Origin of the sequence: Pseudomonas sp. AN-1 (assembly GCF_034057115.1) — a bacterium.
Classification (GTDB): Bacteria; Pseudomonadota; Gammaproteobacteria; order Pseudomonadales; family Pseudomonadaceae; genus Geopseudomonas.
Genome location: NZ_CP139195.1, coordinates 3,112,599 through 3,134,703 on the forward strand (window position 1 = coordinate 3,112,599; position 22,105 = coordinate 3,134,703).

The following is a 22,105-nucleotide window of genomic DNA, read 5'->3' on the forward strand; positions in this document are numbered from 1 at the left end:
GGCGGGGCTGCGCAAGTTGCCGTGACGCTGTCGCCGGCGGTTCAGCCCACCGGCAGGCTGCAGCTCCACAGCTCCAGCGCCGGCCGCTCCGCCGAGGGCGGGCCGAGCCATTCGCTGAGCTCATGGCAGGCGCCGGCGAAGCACAGCTGGTAGTCGCCCGCCTCAGGGGTGCGGCCGACGCGCAGCGGCTGCAGCGGCGGCAGCTGGCGCCGGTAGTGCCAGCTGCCGTCGCGCAGTTCGGCACCGTCGGGGATCTCCATGCCGGCGCCGTTGCCCCTCACCCGCGCCTCGCCGAGGACCAGGCCCTCGGGCGTGACGCGGTAGTCCTCCTCCCAGCGCACCTTCTCGATGGTGTGGGTCCAGGCCAGGGTGAAGGCCGGCACGGGCAGGCTCGCCCACACCGCGCCGGCCAGCCCCAGGCACAGGCCGATCACGCCGCCACCGCCAGGGCGCGGCGCGCACGCCAGCAGTGCTGGGCGAGGAACAGGCCGCCGAGGGCGAAGCCCAGTTCGTCGCTGAGCGGCAGGGCGAGGATCAGCGCCACCCCGGCGGCGAACGCCAGCAGACGCTCCCAAGCGGCCAGGTCGCGCTGCAGGTGGCCGGTGAAGGCCGCGCCCCACAGGGCGATCGCCAGCGCCGCCTTGACCAGCATGTAGAGGATCGCGCCCCAGCTGTCGCCCTGCAGCATCAGCGCCGGATCGTAGACCGCCATGAACGGCACCACGAAGCCGGCCGCGGCGATGCGCACCGCCCACAGGCTGATCCGGAAGCCGCTCTCGCGGGCGATCGGCGCCGCGGCGAAGGCGGCCAGCGCCACCGGCGGGGTGAGGTCGGCCATCAGGCCGAAGTAGAAGACGAACATGTGCGAGACGATCAGCGGCACGCCCAGTTCCAGCAGCGCAGGCGCGGCGATGGCGCTGGTGATGATGTAGTTGGGGATGGTCGGGATACCCATGCCCAGCACCAGGCAGGTGAGCATGGTCAGGAGCAGCGAGAGGAACAGGTTGTCCTGGCCGATGGCGAGGATGTAGCCGGCGAAGGTGGTGGCGATGCCGGTCAGCGACACCACGCCGATGATCACCCCGACCAGGGTGCAGGCGATGCCCACCGGCACCGCGTGGCGGGCGCCCTCGACCAGCGCGTGCAGGCACAGGGTCAGGGTGTCGCGGCCGCCCTTGACGAACCAGCAGGCCGCCACCAGCAGGCCGATCACCGCGAACACCACGCCGATGCCGAGGCTGAAGAAGCCGGCGCAGAGCACGCCGAGGGCGATCCAGAAGGCCATGCGCAGGCCCCACGAGGACACCCTGAGGATGATCGCCGAGCCGAGGATGACGATGGCGGTCAGCGCCAGGCCGACGGTACCGGAGAACATCGGCGTGCGCCCGGCGAACAGCAGGCAGACCAGCACCACCAGCGGGATCAGCAGGAACCAGCGCTCCTTCACCGCCGCCCAGGCGTTCGGGCACTCGCTCTTCGGCAGGCCGCGCAGGTCGGCGCGCTTGGCCTCCAGGTGGACCATCCAGAACACCGAGCCGAAGTACAAGAGCGCCGGCAGCAGCGCCGCCTTGGCCACCTCGACGTAGGGCACGTTGATGGTCTCGGCCATGATGAAGGCCACCGCGCCCATCACCGGCGGCATGATCTGGCTGCCCATGCTGGCGGTCGCCTCCACCGCGCCGGCGAACGCCGGGCGGTAGCCGAAGCGCTTCATCAGCGGGATGGTGAACTGGCCGGTGGTCACCACGTTGGCCACCCCGGAGCCGGTGATGGTGCCCATCAGCGCCGAGGACACCACCGACACCTTGGCCGGGCCGCCGAGCTTGTGGCCGAACAGGCCGAGGGCGAAGTCGGTGAACAGCTTGATCATCCCGGCCTGCTCGAGGAAGGCGCCGAACAGGATGAACAGGAAGATGTAGGTGGCCGACACGTAGGTCGGCGTGCCGTACAGGCCCTCGGTGCCGAACGCCAGCTGGTTGACGATCTGGTCGACGCCGTAGCCGCGGTGCGCCAGGTCGCCCGGCAGGTACTCGCCGAACAGGCCGTAGGCGAGGAACAGCAGGCAGATGATCGGCAGGGCGATGCCCATCACCCGCCGCGCCGCCTCGAACACCAGGGCGACCAGCAGCACGCCGACCGCCATGTCGGCGCCGGTCAGCTCGCCGGAGCGCTGGATCAGGTCGGCCTCGAACAGCCACTGGTAGGCGAAGGTGGCCATGCCGGCCAGGCCGAGCAGCCAGGCCAGCGGCTGGAACGGTCGGTCGCTGCCGCGCGCCGGATAGCAGAGGAACACCAGCAGCAGCAGGAAGCCGACGTGGCCGGCGCGCAGCACCTGGCTGGACACCGGATGGAAGGCGGCGGTGACGATCTGGTAGATGGAGAACAGCAGGGCGACGTAGAACAGCGCCTTCGGCCACTGGCCGGGGCTGGCGTGCAGACCTTGGCTTTCGCTCATGGGGACACCTCGGAGCGGGAAATCGGAAGGGACGAGAGCCGCCAACAAAACCTGCCGCGAGCGTTCACGCTGGCTTTGCTGGCACCTCTGCGGGCGGGCGGCGGGCGCAACGCCCGCGGCCATGCACCGGCGGAGCGCCGCAGGCGCCCCGACCGGCTCGGCGCCTTACTGGAGCACGCCGGCTTCCTTGTAGAAGCGCTCGGCGCCCGGGTGCAGCGGGATCGGCAGGTTCTGCGTGGCGGTCTGCAGCTGGATGTCCTTGGCCGCCGAGTGCGAGGAGGCCAGCCGGCCGAGGTTGTCGAACATCAGCTTGGTCATCTGGTAGGCCACCTCGTCGGAGACCTTGTCGTGGGTGACCAGGATGTTGGTGATCGCCACGGTCGGCACGTCCTCGCTCTGGCCGTCGTAGGTGCCGGCCGGGATCATCCTGGCCTGGTAGGCCGGGCTGCCGATCTTCGCCACCACCTCCGCCGGCACACCGATGAAGTTCAGCGGCATCACCGACGACAGGTCGCGGATCGCCGCCATGCCGAGGCCCGAGGACTGCAGGGTGGCGTCCAGCTGGCGGTTCTTGATCAGCTCCACCGACTCGGCGAAGGGCAGGAACTCGACCTTGCCCATGTCCTCGTAGGACAGCCCGGCGGCCTTGAAGATGGCCCGCGCGTTCAGCTCGGTGCCGGACTTGGCGGCGCCGACCGAGATGCGCTTGCCCTTGAGGTCGGCCAGGGTCTTGATGCCGGATTCGGCGCTGGCGACGATCTGGATGTAGTTCGGGTAGGTGCCGGCGATGGCGCGCAGCTTGGTCAGCGGCGCCTTGAAGCCGGCGTCCGCGACGCCCTTCCAGGCGTCGTCCACCGAGTCGGCCAGCGAGAAGCCCAGCTCGCCGCGGCCGGCCTGCAGCAGGTTGAGGTTCTCCACCGAGGCCTTGGTGGCCTGCACCGAGGTCTTCGAGCCGTCGATGCCGTTGCTGTACACCTGCGACAGGGCCACGCCCACCGGGTAGTACACCCCGCTGGTGCCGCCGGTGAGGACGTTGATGAAGGTCGGCGCGGCGAAGCTGGCGGTGCTGGCAGTCAGGGCGGCGGCAGCGGCGAACAGGCCGAGGCGTTTGCTCAGGGTCATGGCGTTTCTCCGTCTTTGTTGTGCTTGTTCTTGGAATGCCGGACGGGCGAGGGGGCGCGCCGGCCGGGTGAAGTCACATTGCAGACGGCGTGCCAAAGGGGTGGATGGCTCTGGGATGGGGGTTGGCGGGGAGAGGCAGGGGATGGATCGGCGGATTCTTGCCGATGATGGAACAGGGATCGGCAGATTCCTGCCGATCCCTGGCGGGCGCGCCTGCTCGCTGGCTCTCCCCAAGCGGCGGAACGATGGCCCGCCAGCGGGCGCTTGCGCTAACGTGTGGAATATCCACGGGCGAGCCGGCCCATCAGCCGGCTTCACCTCAACTCAGGGACCGAGAAACCGCCATGAAACTCATCGCCCACTGCTGCCTGCCCGTTCTGCTGTCCATCAGCCTCGTCACGCCAGTCCTCGCCGCTGACGACGGCTACTCGCCCGTTTTCTCAAGCTGCATGGACGCCTCCGGCGGCGTCACCACCAACATGTTGAACTGCATCGGCAACGAAACGACGGTGCAGGATGCCCGCCTCAATCAAGCCTACAAGGCCGCCATGCAGGCCATCGCCCCCGAACAGCAGACTCAACTGCGCGATGCACAGCGACTGTGGATCAAGTACCGGGATGCCAATTGCGGGCTGTATGGCAGCCTGACCGGCGGGACAATCGATAGGATCAATGGGGCGGGATGCATGCTGGAGATGACCCGGGAGAGGGCGGTTGAAATCGAGGGCATCGACGAGCCATGAGCACACCGCTGCTCCACGACACTCCGGCTCGAGATCCAGACGATCAATGATCCGGCCACCAAGAGCCGCTGCGCATCGGCTCGAACTCGTCAACCGGATGGTTGTAGATATACACCCAAGCCTCACCCAATGGAGTTTCCACTGGATGACGCAGGAACAGGCTGCGCTCCGGATCTCCCGGCCGAAAGCCTTCGAGGTGATCGAGGATCGCCAGGGTGCTCTCATCCACACCATAAACTTCGGCCAGAATGCCACCTGATGATTCCAACTTGGCCCCGGGGAACCAGCCGAGATCGTAAAGGGTGATGTCATGGAGCAGCGTCTCGCCCAGATAGCGGGCATGCCGGAGCAAGCCATGATTGGCAAGGCCACACTTCAGGGTTCCATAAACGGCTACTCGATGGGTTGTCGAGATGGATGACATGACGCCTGCTTCCTTGTGGCCGCCTGAGCCGGCGAGAGGCTCATTGTCTCATTCCGGTGCGACGCGTTGTGTCGCACCGGCAGGCGATACTTCCTCCCTCTCGATGGAGTCCTGCGCCAAAGCGGATGCTTCCAGCCACAAGCATCCACGCCAGCTGGCACCATCCGTGACGCAGCGGCTCGTGAATGGTCGCGAACAACTCGGCCTCCCGGGCCAACTGGCCGACAACCCGCGCAGGCTCGGCGTTACAAGCCAATAAATTCAGACAAGGCTTCGAAGATTCGACATTGGACAATGCCGCCATGAACTCACCGGAAAACCAAAACAATAGCCCCAAGAATAGCCAGCGCCCCCGCGGCAACTGGCCGGGCAAGCTCAGAAAATTCAAGAGCCCAATGTACTACTGGCATACCGGTCGGGAGTGGACCGCCGTTCTGAGCATGCTGGCGACCGGGATAGTCAGCATCCTGCTCTTCATGGCCACAATGGGCGGGCTGTCGTTGTTCGGCATCCTGCTGGCCCTTTTCGCCGACGCGGCGGCGCTAATCATAGTCTTCCTGGTCGCCCTGCTCTTCCCGTCGATTGCCGGAGTCTTCGGGAGTCAAATCTTTACCATCCTGGTTATTCCAACCATTTCCAGTCTGCTGCTCTCGCGCGGCATCACTTACGTCGTCGCCAGGAAGTTGGGGCACATATGAACAGAACTCGCCGCCAGCCCGGCTGCCAGCCACCCTCGCCAATCAGGAGAGCCTGAACGGCTTCACTCAGGCCTCTGCATCCCTGACGAACTCACTCCTGCTGATCCCATGCCGCTGCATCTTCTCGTTCAGCGTCCGCCGCGGCAGCTGCAGCAGGGCCATGGCCTCGGCGATGTTGCCGCGGCACTGCTGCAAGGCCTGGCGCAGGCACTGGGCCTCGAAGGCGTCGAGCTGTTCGGCCAGCGACTGGCCGGGGCTGGCCGGCGCCGGGGCGCGGCCGAGGCCGAGGCCGAGGACGTGGCGTTCGGCGGCGTTGGCCAGTTCGCGCACGTTGCCCGGCCAGTCGTGGGTCAGCAGGCGCGCCAGCTCGGCGGCGGACAGCGGGCGCGGCTCGCGGCCGTGGCGGGCGGCGGCCTCGCGGGCGAAGTGGTCGAACAGCAGGGGGATGTCCTCGCGCCGCGCGCGCAGCGGCGGGATGTGCAGCTCGGCGACGTTGAGGCGGTAGAAGAGGTCCTCGCGGAAGCGTCCGGCACGCACCTCGCTGGCGAGGTCGGGCTTGACCGCGCCGATCACCCGCAGGTCGACGGCGATGCTGCGGTTGGAGCCGAGGCGCTCCAGGCTCTTCTCCTGCAGGACGCGCAACAGCTTGGCCTGCTGGGCCAGCGGCAGGCTTTCCACCTCGTCGAGGAACAGGGTGCCGCCGTCGGCGTGCTCGATGCGGCCGATGCGCTTGCCCTGGGCGCCGGTGAAGGCGCCGCTCTCGTGGCCGAACAGCTCGCTCTCGAACAGCTGCTCGGGGATCGCTGCGCAGTTGAGGGCGACGAAGGCCTGCTTCGCGCGCGGGCCGAAGTCGTGCAGGCAGCGCGCCACCCGCTCCTTGCCGCTGCCGGTCTCGCCGCGGATCAGCACGTTGACCGCGGTGGGCGCCAGCTCGAGGATCTGCCGGCGCAGCTCGACCATCGCCGGCGACACGCCGAGCAGCTGGCCCTCGATGCGCCCGCGCTCGCTCACCTGGCGGCGCAGCGCGCGGTTCTCGCCGACCAGCCGGCGCTTGTCGAGGGCGCGCTGCAGGCTGGCGAGCAGGCGCTCGGGGGTGAAGGGCTTCTCGATGAAGTCGTAGGCGCCCTGGCGCATGGCTTCCACCGCCATGGGCACGTCGCCGTGGCCGGTGACCATGATCACCGGCAGCTCGGGATCGAGCGCCTGCAGGCGCTCGAGCAGGACCAGGCCATCCATGCCGGGCATGCGCACGTCGCTGACCACCACGCCGGGGAAGTCGGCGTCGAGCAGCGCCAGCGCCTCCTCGGCGCGCGCGCAGGTGCGCACGCTGAGCCCGGACAGCTCCAGCCACTGCTGCACCGCCTCGCGGATCGGCGCCTCGTCGTCGATGAAGATGATCGGTTGCATGTTCACTCCTGCTGCGCTGCCGGCAGTGTACCCGGCGCCGCCACGGCCGGCAGGCGCAGGCTGAACAGCGCGCCGTCGCCGGCGTTGCGCGCTTCGAGCTGGCCGCCCAGCTCGCGGACGATGCCGTAGGACACGGCAAGGCCGAGGCCCAGGCCGTCGCCCACCGGCTTGGTGGTGAAGAACGGCTCGAACACCCGCGCCAGCGCCTCGGCCGGGATTCCGCCGCCGCTGTCGGCCACGCTCAGCAGCCAGTCGGCGCCGTCGCGGCGCAGGTCGATGCGCAGCTCGCGCACGTCCTTGTCCACCATGGCGTCGAGGGCATTGTGCAGCAGGTTGACCAGCACCTGCTCGAGACGGATGGCGTCGCCCTCGACCCAGGCCTCGGCATTGCGCTGGCGCAGCACCAGCACCTGGTCCTGGCGGATGCGCGGCTCGAGCAGCAGCAGGGCGTGGTCGACCACGCTGTCCGGCTGCAGGCGCTCGCGCAGACCGCCGGGGCTGTTGCGGGCGAAGGTCTTCAGGTGGCCGGTGAGCGCGGCCATGCGCGTCAGCAGGCCGTCGATGCGCGCCAGGCAGGTCTGCACCGCCTGCGCGTCGTTGCGCGCCAGCAGCAGGCCGAGGCTGCCCAGCTGCATGCGCATGGCGGTCAGCGGCTGGTTGATCTCGTGGGCCATGGCGGCGGACATCTGCCCCAGCGCGGCCATCTTGGCCGCCTGCACCAGCTCGTCCTGGGCCTGGCGCAGCTCGGCGGTGCGCGCCTCGACCAGGCGCTCCAGCTCGGCGCGCGAGCGCTGGCGCAGGCGGCGGTTGTTGTGGCGCTGGACGAGGAACAGCAGGAGGAAGGCCAGCGCCAGCCAGGCGCCGCCGGCGGCCAGGCCGGCGCTGCGCACCGCGGCGTCCGCCGCGCCGGCCTCGTGCAGCAGGTGCAGGGTCCAGTCGTCCTCGACCAGCGCCTGGCGCAACCACAGGTAGTCGTGGCGGCCGTCCGGGCCGTCGACGCGCTGCAGCACGGCGCCCTCGTCGAGTTGGCGCAGCGGCTGCAGGTGCAGCGGCTGCAGAGTCTCGCCGGCGTACTTGCGGGCGTCCGGCGGCTGCAGCGGACGGTCGCCCGGCTCGCCCTGCAGGTGGCGGAAGCGCCAGGCCGGACGGTTGGCGAGGATCACCACGCCGTGGCGGTCGGTGACCAGCAGGGTGCCCGGCTGGCCGACCCAGCCGCGCTGCAGCTCCTCCATCTCCAGCTTGAGCGCCACCACGCCGAGCGGCGTGCCGTCGTCGTCGCGCACCAGCCGGGAGAGGAAGTAGCCGGGCACCCCGGTGGTCACGCCGACCGCGAAGTAGCGGCCGCTGCCGTGGCGCAGGGCGTCCTGGAAGTAGGGGCGGAAGGCGTAGTTGTTGCCGACGAAGCTGGTCGGATCGTCCCAGTTGCTGGCGGCGATGGTCTCGCCGCGGGCGTCGAGGACGTAGAGCATCGCCGAGCCGGCCTCGGCGTTGAGGCGCTGCAGGCGCCGGTTGAGCAGCAGGCGCTGCCGAGGGTCGTTGCCGGCGCGCAGGGTGGCCTGCACCTCGCTGTCGTGGGCGACGATCGCCGGCACGGCGCGGTAGCGCTCGACCAGGATGCGCAGCGACTGTGCGTACAGCTCCAGCTGGTTGTGCGCCTCGACGCTGCGCTCCTGCCACTGGCGGCTTTCCGCGGCGCGCCCGGCCAGCCAGACGCTGACGCCCAGGCCGGCGAGGATCAGCAGGAGGACGAGGACGACGCGCTGGCGCGAGGAGGTCGGCGGCATGCTCATTCCAGGCCGTGCTCGCGGCGGTAGGCCTGCGCCGTCTCGAGCAGCCAGTCGCGGAAGGCGCGCAGCGCCGCCGACTCGGCCTTGCGCTCGGGGACGATCAGGTAGTAGGCCTTGTCGCTCAGGTAGGCGTGCTGCAGCGGCACGATCAGGCGGCCCTCGGCCAGCTCGCGCTGGATCAACAGCGGCGGGATCAGCGCCACACCCATGCCGTGCATGGCGGCCTGGGCGAGCATGGAGAACAGCTCGTAGCGCGGCCCGCGCATGTCGCCCTCGACCTGCAGGCCAAGCGAGCCGAACCACTGGCGCCAGGCGTAGGGCCGGGTGGTCTGCTGCAGCAGCGGCAGGGCGGCGATCGCCCGGGCGTCGAGGCTGGTGTGCGGAGCGACCAGCTCGGGGCTGCACACCGGCACCGGGTTCTCGCGCATCAGGAAGTCGGCGGCGGTGCCCGGCCAGTCGGCGTCGCCGAAGTACAGCGCGGCGTCGAACTCGGTGTCGGCGAACAGGAACGGCCGGGTGCGGTTGGTCAGGTTGACGGTGACCTCGGGATGCAGACGCTGGAAGTCCTTGAGGCGCGGCAGCAGCCACTGGGTGGCGAAGGTCGGCACCACCGCCAGCTCCAGGCTGGTGCTGCCCTGCTGGCCCATCACCGCCAGGGTGTCGCGCTCCACCGCGTCGAGCTGGGCAGCGATGCGCCGGCCGTAGGACAGGCCCTCCTCGGTCAGGCGCACGCCGCGGCGGGTGCGGCGGAACAGCTCGACGCCGAGGAACGCCTCCAGCGCGGCGATCTGCCGGCACACCGCGCTCTGGGTCAGCGCCAGCTCCTCGGCGGCCTTGGTGAAGCTCTGGTGGCGCGCCGCCGACTCGAAGGCGACCAGCGCGGCGGTGCTGGGGATCTTGCGACGCATGTGCGACAGGCTCACTGGCTGGGCGTTGGAACTGACTCTACAGCAGTTTCGGAGTGAGCGAACAGCACAACAGCGTGCGAATTCCTCGGTTGCCGGGTGTCCGGTGGGCGCCTAGGATCAGGACATCGCCCCAGCGCGCCACAACAACATTCGAGGATTGCACCCATGGCTGCCAACGCCCGCTTCAACTGGGAAGACCCGCTGCTGCTCGACCAGCAACTGACCGACGAGGAACGCATGGTGCGCGACAGCGCGCAGAAGTTCGCCGCCGACAAGCTGGCGCCGCGGGTGCTGGAAGCCTTCCGCCACGAGCACACCGACCCGGCGATCTTCCGCGAGATGGGCGAGACCGGCCTGCTCGGCGCGACCATCCCGGTCGAGTACGGCGGCAGCGGCCTCAACTACGTGTGCTACGGCCTGATCGCCCGCGAGGTCGAGCGCATCGACTCCGGCTACCGCTCGATGATGAGCGTGCAGTCCTCCCTGGTGATGGTGCCGATCAACGAGTTCGGCACTGAGGCGCAGAAGCAGAAGTACCTGCCGAAGCTGGCCAGCGGCGAGTGGATCGGCTGCTTCGGCCTGACCGAGCCGAACCACGGCTCCGACCCGGGCTCGATGATCACCCGCGCCAAGAAGGTCGACGGCGGCTACCGGCTGACCGGCAGCAAGATGTGGATCACCAACAGCCCGATCGCCGACGTGTTCGTGGTCTGGGCCAAGGACGACGCCGGCGACATCCGCGGCTTCGTGCTGGAGAAGGGCTGGCAGGGTCTGTCCGCCCCGGCGATCCACGGCAAGGTCGGCCTGCGCGCCTCGATCACCGGCGAGATCGTCATGGACAACGTGTTCGTGCCGGAAGAGAACATGTTCCCCGAGGTACGCGGCCTCAAGGGCCCGTTCACCTGCCTGAACTCGGCACGCTACGGCATCGCCTGGGGTGCGCTGGGTGCCGCCGAGGCCTGCTGGCACACCGCCCGCCAGTACGTGCTGGACCGCCAGCAGTTCGGCCGCCCGCTGGCCGCCAACCAGCTGATCCAGAAGAAGCTGGCCGACATGCAGACCGAGATCACCCTGGCCCTGCAGGGCTGCCTGCGCCTGGGCCGGATGAAGGACGAGGGCACCGCGGCGGTGGAGATCACCTCGATCATGAAGCGCAACAGCTGCGGCAAGGCGCTGGACATCGCCCGCCTGGCCCGCGACATGCTGGGCGGCAACGGCATCAGCGACGAGTTCGGCGTGGCGCGGCATCTGGTCAACCTCGAGGTGGTCAACACCTACGAGGGCACCCACGACATCCACGCGCTGATCCTCGGCCGCGCGCAGACCGGCATCCAGGCGTTCTTCTGATCGCCACGGGGGATGACCCGAGCGCCATCCCCCCTCCATCCCCTCCGGTGGCACGGACCGCAGGTCTGTTCCGCCCCAGCAAGGAAGTTCCGCCATGTCCGGCGCCTTGGCCAATATCCGCGTCCTCGACCTGTCCCGCGTGCTGGCCGGCCCCTGGGCCGGGCAGATGCTCGCCGACCTCGGCGCCGACGTCATCAAGGTGGAACGCCCGGGCTCGGGTGACGACACCCGCCACTGGGGCCCGCCGTTCCTCAAGGACGCCGAGGGCCGCGACACCCGCGAGGCGGCCTACTACCTGTGCGCCAACCGCAACAAGCGCTCGCTGACCGTCGACTTCACCCAGCCGGAAGGCCAGCGCCTGATCCGCGAGCTGGCGGCGCAGTCGGACGTGCTGCTGGAGAACTTCAAGGTCGGCGGCCTGGCCGCCTACGGCCTCGACTACCAGAGCCTGAAGGCGATCAATCCGCGGCTGATCTACTGCTCGATCACCGGCTTCGGCCAGCAGGGGCCCTACGCCCAGCGCGCCGGCTACGACTTCATGATCCAGGGCCTCGGCGGGCTGATGAGCCTGACCGGGCGCGCCGCCGACGAGGAGGGCGCCGGGCCGGTGAAGGTCGGCGTGGCGCTGACCGACATCCTCACCGGCCTGCACGCCAGCGTGGCGGTGCTCGCCGCGCTCAACCACCGCCACGCCAGCGGCGAGGGCCAGCATATCGACCTGGCCCTGCTCGACGTGCAGGTGGCCTGCCTGGCCAACCAGGCGCTGAACTACCTGACCACCGGCGTGGCGCCGCGCCGCCTGGGCAACGCCCACCCGAACATCGTGCCGTACCAAGATTTCCCCACCGCCGACGGCGACTTCATCCTTACCGTCGGCAACGACGGCCAGTTCCGCCGCTTCTGCGAGGTCGCCGGCCATCCGGAGTGGGCGGACGATCCGCGCTTCGCCAACAACAGCGCGCGGGTCGCCCACCGCGGCGAGCTGATCCCGCTGATCCGCCAGGCCACGGTGTTCAGGACCACCGCCGAATGGGTCGCCGCGCTGGAGGAGGCCGGCGTGCCGTGCGGGCCGATCAACGACCTGGCGCAGGTGTTCGCCGACCCGCAGGTGCTGGCCCGCGGCATGCGGGTCGACCTGGCGCACCCGCTGGCCGGCAGCGCGCCCGGGGTGGCCAGTCCGCTGCGCCTGTCGGCCACCCCGGTGGAATACCGCAACGCGCCGCCGCTGCTCGGCGAGCACACCGAAACGATCCTGGCCGAGCGCCTGGGCCTGGACGGCGAGACGATCGCCGACCTGCGCGCACGCGGCGTCATCTGAGCGTCGATCCCACCCTCGGGATTGTCTTGCCGGGCCCTGTGCCCGGCTTTTTTACGTTCAGAGGTCGTAGACCACCGAGCTCTCCGGCAGCACGGAGAGGTCCAGCGGCCGCACGCTGCCGAGCCAGACGGCACGGTCGCGGTGGTCGGCGAGATCCTCGCCGGTGATCGGATGGGCGAACACGGTGAGACCGCCGCGGTTGAGCGCCAGCCACGGCAGCACCGCGGCGAACAGCTCGGCGCGGAAGGCAAGCTGGCAGCTCCAGTCCGGATGCGGGCCGACCGGCCGCTCGTGGACGCGGCCCATCTTCAGGCCGGGAAAGCGCGCGGCCGCCGCCTCGCAGAGCGTGCGGGCCTGTTCGAGGGTCTGCGCGTCGAAGTAGACGTGGGCGTGCCAGCCGCGGATCGCGGCGGGGTCGAGTTCGTGCATGGCGAGGCCTTCCTGGTTGTCGGGCGAGGCCCATGATAGCCCGGACGGGCCGGCGCGGCGCCGATCCGCTACCCTGTGGCCAATCCCCATCCGTCCGTCTCGAGGTCCCATGCCCCATCGCTACAGCCTGCTGCCGTTCCTGCGCTGGCTGCCACAGGTCTCCGTGCACAGCCTCGGCCGCGACGCCTTGGTCGGCCTGACCGGCGCCATCCTCGCCCTGCCGCAGTCGATCGCCTACGCGCTGATCGCCGGGCTGCCGGCCGAATACGGCCTGTACGCCGCGGTGGTGCCGGTGATCGTCGCCTGCCTGTGGGGCTCGTCGCTGCACCTGATCGGCGGGCCGACCGCCGCCGTGTCGGTGGTGATCTTCGCCAGCGTCAGCCCGCTGGCCGCGCCGGGCAGCCCGGACTACGTCGCCCTGGTGCTGCTGCTGAGCTTCCTCGCTGGGCTGTTCCAGTGGCTGCTCGGCCTGCTGCGCTTCGGCGCGCTGGTCAACTTCATCTCGCAGTCGGTGCTGCTCGGCTTCACCCTCGGCGCCGCGCTGGTGATCGCCCTCGGCCAGGTGCCCAACCTGCTCGGCCTCGACCTGCCCGGCCAGGCCACCGCGCTGAAGGGCGCCCTGGTGCTCGGCGAACACCTGCGCGAGGCGCACTGGCCGTCGCTGGCGGTGGCGACGCTGACCCTCGGCGTGGCGCTCGGCGTGCGCCGGCTGTGGCCGCGCCTGCCGGCGCTGCTGCTGGCGATCGTCGCCGGCAGCCTGGCGGCCTGGCTGCTGCCGGTGTTCGCCACGGTGCCGACGGTCGCCGCCTTCGCCGGGCGCCTGCCGCCGTTCACCCCGCTGCAGTTCGAGCTGGACAGCGTGCTGGACCTGCTGCCGACGGCGGTGGCCCTCGGCCTGCTCGGCCTGGTCACCAGCCTGTCGATCGCCCGCGCCCTGGCCCAGCAGTCGCAGCAGCCGCTCGAGGTGGACACCGAGGTGCGCGGCCAGGGCCTGGCCAACATGGTCGGCCCTTGGTTCGCCGGCTACCTGTCGGCCGGCTCGTTCACCCGCTCGGCGCTCAACCAGCAGTCCGGGGCGCTGACCCCGCTGGCCGGGGTGTGCTCGGCGCTGTGGGTGGCGCTGTTCACCCTGGGCGGCGCGGCGCTGATCGCCCACATCCCGCTGCCGGCGATGGCCGCGGTGATCCTGCTGATCTGCTGGGGGCTGGTCGACCTGGCGGGGCTGCGCGCGCTGTGGCGGGTCAGCCGTGCGGAGTTCGCGGTGATGGCGCTGACCTGCGCGGCCACCCTGCTGCTCGAGCTGCAGACGGCGATCTACGCCGGAGTGCTGGCCTCGCTGCTGTTCTACCTCAAGCGCACCTCGCAGCCGCGCCTGCAGCGCTGGCAGGAGGGCGACCACGAGGTGCTGGGCATCGAGGGCTCGATCTTCTTCGGCGCCTGCGCCTACCTGCAGCGGCACATCCAGGCCAGCCGGGCGCCGCGCCTGGTGCTGGACGCCCACTACGTCAACTTCATCGACTACGCCGGGGTGGTGATGCTGCACCAGGAGGCGCGCCGCCTGCGCCTGCAGGAGCGCGAGCTGGTGCTGCGCCGGGCACGCCCGCAGGTGCGCGAGGAGCTGCTCAAGCTGGAGGGGGCCGAGGGTTGCCCGCTGAGCTTCGAGGATTGACGGGAGGGCGGGGCGCCATGGCGCCCCGCGGCGCTCAGGCCAGTTGCCGGCGCAGTTCGGCCAGCACCGGCGCCGAGTCGGGGCGCACGCCGCGCCAGACGAAGAACGCCTCGGCGGCCTGCTCGACCAGCATGCCCAGACCGTCCAGGGTGCGCTCTGCGCCGTGGGTCTGCGCCCAGCGGTTGAAGGCGGTCGGCTCCTTGGCGTACATCATGTCGTAGCAGACGGTGTGGCCGGGGCGGATCAGGGTCGGCGAGATCGGCGGCAGCTCGCCGGCCAGGCTGGCCGAGGTGCCGTTGACGATCAGGTCGACCGGCGCGTCGATCCAGTCGAAGCCGCTGGCCACCACCGGGCCGAGGTCGGCGAACAGCCGCGCCAGCTCCTCGGCCTTCTCCACCGTGCGGTTGGCGATCACCAGCTCGGCCGGCCGCTCGGCCAGCATGGGCTCGAGCACGCCGCGCACCGCGCCGCCGGCGCCGAGCAGGAGGATGCGCTGGCCGCGCAGCTCGATGCCGGCGTTGACGGTGAGGTCGCGCACCAGGCCGGCGCCGTCGGTGTTGTCGCCGAGCAGGCGGCCGTCGTCGAGCTTCTTCAGGGTGTTCACCGCGCCGGCGCGGGCGGCGCGCTCGCTCAGGATCTCGGCGAGGCGGAAGGCCTCCTCCTTGAACGGCACGGTGACGTTGGCGCCGCGGCCCTCGACGAAGAAGGCGCGGGCAAAGCCGGCGAAGTCGTCCAGCGGCGCCAGCAGCGCCTCGTAGCTCAGCTGCTCGCCGGTCTGCGCGGCGAACATGCGGTGGATCAGCGGCGACTTGCTGTGGCCGATGGGGTTGCCGAACACGCAATAGCGGTCCATGGGAATCCTCGGGAAAGACGGAACTGTAGGGGCGAATTCATTCGCCCGGCTCGACGGCGACAGGCGAATGAATTCGCCCCTACGATCAGGCCAGCCAGTCGCGGTCGGTGAGGAAGTACTCGGTCAGCCGCGCCTCGGGAGTGCCCGGCTCGGGCTTCCAGTCGTAGCCCCAGCGCACCACCGGCGGCAGCGACATGAGGATCGACTCGGTGCGCCCGCCGGACTGCAGGCCGAACAGGGTGCCGCGGTCGAACACCAGGTTGAACTCCACGTAGCGGCCGCGGCGGTAGGCCTGGAATTCGCGCTGCGCCTCGGTGAACGGGGTGGCCTTGCGCTTCTTGACGATCGGCAGGTAGGCCTCGATGTAGGCGTCGCCCACCGCGCGGATGAAGGCGAAGCAGGTGTCGAAGTCCCACTCGTTGAGGTCGTCGAAGAACAGGCCGCCGATGCCGCGCGGCTCGCCGCGGTGCTTGAGGTGGAAGTAGCGGTCGCACCATTCCTTGTAGCGCGGGTAGACGTCGGCGCCGAACGGCTCGCAGGCGGCGCGCGCCACCCGGTGCCACTCGATGCAGTCTTCCTCGTGGGCGTAGTAGGGGGTCAGGTCGAAGCCGCCGCCGAACCACCACACCGGCTCCTCGCCGGGCTTCTCGGCGCAGAACAGGCGCACGTTGGCGTGCGAGGTGGGCACGTGGGGGTTTTCCGGGTGGATCACCAGCGACACGCCGAGAGCCTGGAAGCTGCGCCCGGCCAGCTCCGGGCGGTGGGCGCTGGCCGAGGGCGGCAGGCCGTCGCCGAACACGTGGGAGAAGTTGACCCCGCCCTTCTCGATCAGCGCGCCGTTCTCGATCACCCGGGTGCGGCCGCCGCCGCCGCCCGGACGCTCCCAGGCCTCCTCGCGGAAGCGCGCGCCACCGTCCTCGGCCTCGAGGGCAGCGCAGATGCGGTCTTGCAGGTCGAGCAGGTAGGCCTTCACGGCGGCGATACGGTCGGTCACTTTTCACCTCGGGTCCGGGTCTGCCGCACGGCCCCTGGCCGGCGGCGCAATCAGGCGGCAAGCATACCACCGCGTTTCGCGCCTCGCGCTTGACGCAGGCCATGGCGCAGGCTTGGATGGACGCCCTGTCGTTTTTCCCAAGGAGAATGCCCGGCCATGGCCAAACGCATCCAGCTCAGCCGCCACGGCGGCCCCGAAGTGCTCGAGTACGCCGACTTCACTCCCGCCGCCCCCGGCCCGCGCGAGGTGCTGGTGCGCAACCACGCCATCGGCCTCAACTTCATCGACATCTACTACCGCAACGGCCTGTATCCGCTGGACCTGCCTTCGGGCCTGGGCAGCGAAGGCGCCGGGGTGGTCGAGGCGGTGGGCGCCGAGGTGCACGAATTCCAGGTCGGCGACCGGGTGGCCTACTGCACCGGCCCGCAGGGCTCGTATGCCGAACTGCACTGCCTGCCGGCCGACGTGCTGGTGCCGCTGCCGGACGGGGTGAGCTTCGAGCAGGCCGCCGCGGCGACCCTCAAGGGCCTGACCGTGCAGTACCTGCTGCGCCAGATCGGCCGGCTCGAGGGCGGCGAGACCATCCTGTTCCACGCCGCCGCCGGCGGCGTCGGCAGCCTGGCCTGCCAGTGGGCGAAAGCGCTGGGGGTGAAGCTGATCGGCACCGTGGGATCGGCCGAGAAGGCCGAGCGGGCCCGGGCGCTGGGCGCCTGGGCGACCATCGACTACAGCCGTGAGGACGTGCGTGCGCGGGTGCTGGAGCTGACCGACGGCGCCAAGTGCCCGGTGGTCTACGACTCGGTGGGCAAGGACACCTGGGAGATCTCGCTGGACTGCGTGGCCAGGCGCGGCCTCTTGGTCAGCTTCGGCAACGCCTCCGGGCCGGTCACCGGGGTCAACCTCGGCATCCTCTCGCAGAAGGGCTCGCTGTTCGTCACCCGGCCGACCCTGGCCGGCTACGCCGATACCGCCGAGCGCCTGCGCACCATGGCCGCCGAGCTGTATGCGCTGATCGCCGCCGGCACCCTGCAGGTGGATATCGGCCGGCGCTACGCCCTGGCCGACGCCGGCGCGGCACAGGCCGCGGTGGCGGCGCGGCAGACCACCGGCTCGACCATCCTGCTGCCCTGAGGCAGGCGGCGGCGCGTCCGCCGCGCCGCCGTGACTCAGGTCACAAACGGTTAAACGCTCGCACCCGCGTACCACTAGAGTCCTTCGCCATCCCATCAAGGAACCGGCTGCCAGTCCCTCCCCGACCGGCAGCTTCGATCAGGCGGAGGTCCTGCATGTCCCAGTCCAACGATACCCCTGCGTTGGCGGCCGAGCGCCGCTCAGGCACCCTGCGCCAGTGGCGCTGGGCCTTCCACAAGGTCCGCAGCCTCGAGGCCGGCCTGTGCTGCGCGGCCTGGCGCGCCACGCGCTTCGCCCTGCTGGGCGACAGCGGACGCTTCTACACCAATAGCCGCGGCTGGACCCGCCTGCGTCATCCGCGCGACTGACTAGCCGGCCAGCGAGCAGTGCAGGTCCATGTGCTGCGCCTGGTCGAGGCTGGCGACCGGCAGGCGCGGGTAGCACTCGAAGCCACCGGCCTGACCGAAGGACTCGCCGCTCCGGGCCAGCCAGCCATGCACCCGCGAACGCAGGCGAACGAGGCCTTCCGCGTAGCTGCAGTGGATGGAGAACACCACGAAGCGCGAGGGCGGCAGGCCGATGCGGTACCAGCCCGGCGGCGGCTCGCCAGCAGCGGCCGGTGCAGCGATCGCGCAGGCGTAGCGGATGCGCTCGGGCGGGGTGAACAGCGGATCGTCGTAGACCATGCCGAAGAAGGGACCTTCCGCCTGCAGGCCGGCGGCGGCCAGACGGGTGGCGAAATCCTGCCAGTGCTGCGGCACCAGCGGATAGGGGCCGACGTAGCGACAGGCCCACAGGCTACGCGCTGGCGCCTGCACGATGCGCGCCGGGATGGCGGCGCCGATCGGCACCGCCGGGCCTGCCAGCCCCTCGGCCGGCAGGCGGCGCAGCGACTGCGGCGGCATGCCCCAGCGGCGGGTGAAGGCCCGGGTGAACGCCTGCTGGCTGCCGAAGCCGAGACCGAGAGCTATCGACAACAGGCTCTCGCGCGTCAGCCTTACGCGTACCGCCGCCTTTTCCAGCTGCAGGTTCTGCAGGTAGTCGCGCAGGGTCATCCCGGTGTCGCGCTTGAACAGGCGCTGCAGCTGGAAACGGCTCAGGCCGAACGTGTCGGCCAGCGCCTGTACGCTCAGCGCGGCCCGCTCCTCGTCGCTGCCGTAGTGGATGCGCGTATCTATGAGCTGGACGACCTGCTGGATGCGCGGGTCCATGGCGTCTCTCCCTGATGCCTGCCAGTAGGACGCCAGCATGGCCAGCGCCGCGGCGCCGCGCAAGTCGCCTCAGGACGGCCGGATCACCTGGCCGGTGCGCAGGTCGCGGATCAGGCTGGGGTTCCTGCGTCCGCCCAGTTCGCCGCCGAGCACGCCGTCGAGCGCACCGCCGAAGTACTGCTCGACGCGCAGGCGGGTGCGCGCCGCCGGGCGCCCGGCCGGGTTGGCCGAGGTCGACACCAGCGGCCCGGTGTGCTCGCACAGCGCGCGCACCAGCGGATGGTCGCTGACCCGCAGCGCGACGCTGTCGTGCATCCCGCTGATCCACTCGGGCAGGCGGCCCTGGTGCGGCACCAGCCAGGTGTTCGGCCCCGGCCAGCTGAGTTCGAGCTCGGCGCGCCAGGCCCGCGGCAGGTCGTGCAGCAGGAAGTCGAACTGCGCCATGTCGGCGGCGACCAGGATCAGGCCCTTCTCCAGCGGCCGGTCCTTGAGCGCCAGCAGGCGCAGTACCGCCTGGGGATTCCACGGATCGCAGCCCAGCCCCCATACCGCTTCGGTGGGGTAGGCGATCACGCCCCCCTCGCGCACCACCCGCGCCGCCTGCTGCACCCGCCACTGCCCGACCATCGCCACCTCCGCATGCTGGAAAAACTGCGGCGCAGTGTATCCGCTCGGGCCGGCGATGGCAGTGGCTGGCGACGGGCCGGGTCAGCCGCAGCACACCCAGCAGCCGCCCTCGCAGACGATGCGCCCGTCCAGCTCCAGTTCGGTGAGCTGGGCGAGCAGCTCGGGCAGCGCCAGGCCGCTGCTGATCGCCAGCGCCTCGCTGCTCTGCGGTTCGGCGCGCAGCAGGGCCAGCAGCGGATGGGCCGACTCGTCCGGTTCGCTGACCGGCCGGCGCGGCGCCGGCCGGGCCGCCACCCGCTGCCAGCCGCGCAAGGCCTCGAGGATGTCCTCGACCGTTTCCACCAGCAGGGCGCCCTCGCGGATCAGCTGGTGGCAGCCGCGTGCGCCGGGGTGGTGGATCGAGCCGGGGATGGCGAACACCTCGCGGCCCTGTTCGGCGGCCAGCCGCGCGGTGATCAGCGAACCGCTGGAGGGGCTGGCCTCGACCACCAGCACACCGAGGGACAGGCCGCTGATGATGCGGTTGCGCCGCGGGAAATTGCCGGCCTGCGGCGGCGTGGCCAGCGGCAGCTCGGAGACCAGCGCGCCGCCCTCGGCGACGATGCGCGCGGCCAGGCCGGCATGCCGGCGCGGATACAGGCACTGCAGGCCGGTGCCGAGCACCGCCACGGTGGCGCCGCCGGCCGCCAGCGCGCCCTCGTGGGCCGCGCCGTCGATGCCCAGCGCCAGGCCGCTGGTGACCACGAAGCCGCCGCCGGCCAGGCTGCGGGCGAAGCATGCGGCGTTGTCCAGCCCCGGCCGGCTGGCGCGGCGACTGCCGACCAGCGCCAGCTGCGGGCGCTCGAGCAGGCCGGGGTCGCCGGCGACGAACAGCAGCGGCGGGGCATCGTGCAGCTCGGCGAGCAGGGCGGGGTAGACGGGATCGTCGAAGCCCAGCAGGTGACGGTCGGGCTGCTCCAGCCAGGCCAGGGCGGCGGCGGCCTGCTCGCGCACCAGCGGGCTGCGCCGCGCCTCGGCGGCCTCCGCCGGCAGGCCGAGGGCGCGCCAGGCGGCTGCAGGAGCGGAGAGGGCGGCACTGGCCGAGCCGAAGGTGCTGATCAGCAGGCGGAAGCGCCGCGGACCGATCGCCGGCAGACCGTGCAGGCGCAGGCGGGCTTCCAGTTCGGCCGGGGGCAGGGCGGCGGGGTAGGGCATGGCGATCATCCTTGATCGACGGCAGGACATCGGCCGGCGCGCATCCTGCGTCAGGCCAGAAACGCGAAGCCCCCGCAGGCGGGGGCTTCGTTCACGACGCTCAGGGGTTGCGCACCTTGTCGAGCACCGCCAGCGAACGGGTGGCGTTGAGCACCAGGCCATAGCTGAGCTTGTCGTAGGTACGGAACACCATCAGCAGGCCGGAGCGCTCGTCGGGGATCTTCACGCTCTCGCCGGTGATGCGGTCGCGCACCGTCTCGCCGGTCTTGTAGATCGCCAGCACGTTGCCTTCGGCGAGGCCGTCGCGGCGGCCCTTGTTGAGGGTGACCACGTCGAGCTGACCGACCTGGGTCACGCCGCGCGGCACGTCGAGGATCACCCCGTCGATCGGCTCGCTCGGCTCGCTGGGCACGAAGGTGGAGCTGATCGAGCGCTCCTCGGTGGGCAGCAGGCGGTCGCCCAGGCGCACTTCCTGGGTGGTACGGGTGAGGGCCAGGGTAGCGATGTCGCCTTCCTCGGCCACCACGTCGCCGCCGCCGATGTAGTCGGCGTTGATGCCGAGCACTTCCTTGGTCTGCGGGTCGCTGTAGGCCTTGCCCTGACGGTACAGGCCGTAGGCCTGCTCGCCGGTGAAGGCGCCGCGGGCATAGATGCGGTCGCCGGCGCCGCTGACCACGCGCTCGGCGTTGCCGGCCACCACGTAGGGCGCCTGGGACAGCTCGAGGTCGCTGTCGACGATGCGGTTGCTGAGCAGGAAGCTGTTGATCTTTTCCAGCGGGATGGTCGGGATCGCCTCGGCCATCGGCGTGCTGCGCACGTGCGGCGACAGCTTGACGGTGCCGCGCGAGGCGCCGCGGTCGAGGACGATGCGCGGCTGGCCGTCGACCCAGGTCAGGCTCAGCACGTCGCCCGGGTAGATCAGATGCGGATTCTGCACCTGCGGGTTGGCCTGCCAGATCTCCGGCCACTTCCACGGCTGGCGCAGGAACTTGCCGGAGATATCCCACAGGGTATCGCCGCGCGCCACCGTGTAGGTCTGCGGATGGCCGTCCCTGAGCTGGACCTCGGCCTGCGCCAGACCGCCAGCCGCCAGCAGCAGCAGGGCGACTAATGATTTCCTCATGAGGTGAATCCCTTTATCATGTGCCGACACGGGAAACGTGCGCCGGCCGGCGAAATACGCGGCCTCAAGCCGTTTTTCGAGCTGCCGGGCATCTTATCAGCCGGTTTTCGATTTATTCCACAAGTGCATCACAAACGCATATGGCGATCCTGAACATTCTCGAGTTCCCCGATCCGCGCCTGCGCACCCTCGCCAAGCCGGTGGAGGTGGTCGACGACGCCCTGCGCCAGCTGATCGACGACATGTTCGAGACCATGTACGCCGCCCCCGGCATCGGCCTGGCGGCGACCCAGGTCAACGTGCACAAGCGCCTGGTGGTGATGGACCTGTCCGAGGACAAGAGCGCGCCGCGGGTGTTCATCAACCCCGAACTGGAAATGCTCACCGACGACCTCGGCCCCTACCAGGAAGGCTGCCTCTCCGTCCCCGGCTTCTACGAGAACGTCGACCGTCCGCTCAAGGTGCGCATCAGGGCGCTGGACCGCGACGGCCAGCCGTTCGAGGAGATCGCCGAGGGCCTGCTCGCCGTGTGCATCCAGCACGAGTGCGACCACCTCAACGGCAAGCTGTTCGTCGACTACCTGTCCGGCCTCAAGCGCGACCGCATCAAGAAGAAGCTGGAAAAACAGCATCGCCTGCAGCACAACTGATTCACCGGAAGGCTT

Annotated in this window: 22 protein-coding genes; 8 read left to right on the top strand and 14 right to left on the bottom strand. The window is 70.4% G+C overall.

Going from position 1 to position 22,105, the window contains the following annotated elements:
• Nucleotides 1-41 precede the first annotated feature (41 nt).
• From SK095_RS14640 to SK095_RS14650, 3 genes are all read right to left on the bottom strand, one after another.
• On the bottom strand, nt 42-434 hold the full coding sequence (locus tag SK095_RS14640) for a DUF1850 domain-containing protein (protein ID WP_320546707.1): 393 nt from the start codon (nt 432-434) through the stop codon (nt 42-44).
• Nucleotides 431-2,455, bottom strand: a complete 2,025-nt coding sequence (locus tag SK095_RS14645; RefSeq protein WP_320546708.1) for a TRAP transporter permease — start codon at nt 2,453-2,455, stop codon at nt 431-433. Before SK095_RS14645 ends, SK095_RS14640 begins: the two co-directional genes overlap by 4 nt.
• A 165-nt stretch (nt 2,456-2,620) precedes the next feature.
• Entirely contained in the window at nt 2,621-3,577 is a 957-nt protein-coding gene (locus SK095_RS14650) for a TAXI family TRAP transporter solute-binding subunit (protein WP_320546709.1), read from the bottom strand.
• Between the two features lie 344 nt (nt 3,578-3,921).
• Here SK095_RS14650 and SK095_RS14655 point away from each other — a divergent pair, with 344 nt between their 5' ends.
• Nucleotides 3,922-4,320 carry a lysozyme inhibitor LprI family protein gene (locus SK095_RS14655; RefSeq protein ID WP_320546710.1) on the top strand — a complete coding sequence of 133 codons (399 nt, stop codon included), beginning with the start codon at nt 3,922-3,924 and terminating at the stop codon, nt 4,318-4,320.
• 43 nt (nt 4,321-4,363) lie between these two features.
• On the opposite strand, the gene SK095_RS14660 is transcribed toward SK095_RS14655, so the two are convergent.
• Entirely contained in the window at nt 4,364-4,744 is a 381-nt protein-coding gene (locus tag SK095_RS14660) for a gamma-glutamylcyclotransferase family protein (RefSeq protein ID WP_320546711.1), read from the bottom strand.
• A gap of 185 nt (nt 4,745-4,929) precedes the next feature.
• Between SK095_RS14660 and SK095_RS14665 the strand changes: the two genes are divergently transcribed.
• On the top strand, nt 4,930-5,442 hold the full coding sequence (locus SK095_RS14665; protein WP_320546712.1) for a hypothetical protein: 513 nt from the start codon (nt 4,930-4,932) through the stop codon (nt 5,440-5,442).
• Nucleotides 5,443-5,508: 66 nt separating this feature from the next.
• On the opposite strand, the gene SK095_RS14670 is transcribed toward SK095_RS14665, so the two are convergent.
• From SK095_RS14670 to SK095_RS14680, 3 genes are read right to left on the bottom strand one after another with little or no spacing between them, the layout of a single operon-like run.
• Nucleotides 5,509-6,849, bottom strand: a complete 1,341-nt coding sequence (locus SK095_RS14670) for a sigma-54 dependent transcriptional regulator (RefSeq protein WP_320546713.1) — start codon at nt 6,847-6,849, stop codon at nt 5,509-5,511.
• Nucleotides 6,850-6,851: 2 nt separating this feature from the next.
• Entirely contained in the window at nt 6,852-8,633 is a 1,782-nt protein-coding gene (locus SK095_RS14675; protein ID WP_320546714.1) for a sensor histidine kinase, read from the bottom strand.
• A gap of 2 nt (nt 8,634-8,635) precedes the next feature.
• On the bottom strand, nt 8,636-9,544 hold the full coding sequence (locus tag SK095_RS14680) for a LysR family transcriptional regulator (protein WP_320546715.1): 909 nt from the start codon (nt 9,542-9,544) through the stop codon (nt 8,636-8,638).
• A 165-nt stretch (nt 9,545-9,709) separates the two neighbouring features.
• On the opposite strand from SK095_RS14680, the gene SK095_RS14685 reads away from it, so the two are divergent.
• Entirely contained in the window at nt 9,710-10,891 is a 1,182-nt protein-coding gene (locus SK095_RS14685; protein WP_201485474.1) for an acyl-CoA dehydrogenase, read from the top strand.
• Nucleotides 10,892-10,985: 94 nt separating this feature from the next.
• The gene (locus SK095_RS14690; RefSeq protein WP_320546716.1) at nt 10,986-12,209 is read left to right on the top strand and encodes a CaiB/BaiF CoA-transferase family protein; all 1,224 of its coding nucleotides are present in this window, start codon (nt 10,986-10,988) and stop codon (nt 12,207-12,209) included.
• Nucleotides 12,210-12,266: 57 nt separating this feature from the next.
• Here the strand turns inward: SK095_RS14690 and SK095_RS14695 are convergent, their stop codons facing one another.
• Nucleotides 12,267-12,638, bottom strand: coding sequence for a DOPA 4,5-dioxygenase family protein (locus SK095_RS14695; protein WP_320546717.1), 372 nt, complete (start codon nt 12,636-12,638; stop codon nt 12,267-12,269).
• Between the two features lie 109 nt (nt 12,639-12,747).
• On the opposite strand from SK095_RS14695, the gene SK095_RS14700 reads away from it, so the two are divergent.
• The gene (locus SK095_RS14700) at nt 12,748-14,307 is read left to right on the top strand and encodes a SulP family inorganic anion transporter (protein ID WP_320546718.1); all 1,560 of its coding nucleotides are present in this window, start codon (nt 12,748-12,750) and stop codon (nt 14,305-14,307) included.
• A gap of 34 nt (nt 14,308-14,341) precedes the next feature.
• Here SK095_RS14700 and aroE read toward each other — a convergent pair whose 3' ends face one another.
• Together aroE and hemF are read right to left on the bottom strand one after the other, a co-directional pair.
• Nucleotides 14,342-15,160: a shikimate dehydrogenase gene (aroE, locus tag SK095_RS14705; protein ID WP_320546719.1), complete on the bottom strand. Its 819-nt coding sequence runs from the start codon at nt 15,158-15,160 to the stop codon at nt 14,342-14,344.
• 85 nt (nt 15,161-15,245) lie between these two features.
• A complete protein-coding gene (gene hemF / locus SK095_RS14710; RefSeq protein WP_320546720.1) occupies nt 15,246-16,154 on the bottom strand; it encodes an oxygen-dependent coproporphyrinogen oxidase in 909 nt (302 codons plus the stop codon).
• A 156-nt stretch (nt 16,155-16,310) separates the two neighbouring features.
• Here hemF and SK095_RS14715 point away from each other — a divergent pair, with 156 nt between their 5' ends.
• A complete protein-coding gene (locus tag SK095_RS14715; protein ID WP_320546721.1) occupies nt 16,311-17,285 on the top strand; it encodes an NADPH:quinone reductase in 975 nt (324 codons plus the stop codon).
• A 155-nt stretch (nt 17,286-17,440) separates the two neighbouring features.
• Complete coding sequence (locus SK095_RS14720) at nt 17,441-17,653, top strand: hypothetical protein (protein WP_136491372.1); 213 nt, start codon at nt 17,441-17,443, stop codon at nt 17,651-17,653.
• On the opposite strand, the gene SK095_RS14725 is transcribed toward SK095_RS14720, so the two are convergent.
• The 4 genes from SK095_RS14725 to SK095_RS14740 form a co-directional block, all read right to left on the bottom strand.
• Complete coding sequence (locus SK095_RS14725; RefSeq protein WP_168772556.1) at nt 17,654-18,496, bottom strand: helix-turn-helix domain-containing protein; 843 nt, start codon at nt 18,494-18,496, stop codon at nt 17,654-17,656.
• A 69-nt stretch (nt 18,497-18,565) separates the two neighbouring features.
• The gene (locus SK095_RS14730) at nt 18,566-19,123 is read right to left on the bottom strand and encodes an L-threonylcarbamoyladenylate synthase (RefSeq protein ID WP_136491370.1); all 558 of its coding nucleotides are present in this window, start codon (nt 19,121-19,123) and stop codon (nt 18,566-18,568) included.
• Nucleotides 19,124-19,204: 81 nt separating this feature from the next.
• Nucleotides 19,205-20,317, bottom strand: a complete 1,113-nt coding sequence (gene dprA, locus SK095_RS14735) for a DNA-processing protein DprA (RefSeq protein WP_320546722.1) — start codon at nt 20,315-20,317, stop codon at nt 19,205-19,207.
• Nucleotides 20,318-20,417: 100 nt separating this feature from the next.
• On the bottom strand, nt 20,418-21,440 hold the full coding sequence (locus SK095_RS14740; RefSeq protein ID WP_136490043.1) for a LysM peptidoglycan-binding domain-containing protein: 1,023 nt from the start codon (nt 21,438-21,440) through the stop codon (nt 20,418-20,420).
• A 140-nt stretch (nt 21,441-21,580) separates the two neighbouring features.
• On the opposite strand from SK095_RS14740, the gene def reads away from it, so the two are divergent.
• The gene (gene def / locus SK095_RS14745; protein WP_136490042.1) at nt 21,581-22,090 is read left to right on the top strand and encodes a peptide deformylase; all 510 of its coding nucleotides are present in this window, start codon (nt 21,581-21,583) and stop codon (nt 22,088-22,090) included.
• The last annotated feature ends 15 nt before the right edge of the window (nt 22,091-22,105 follow it).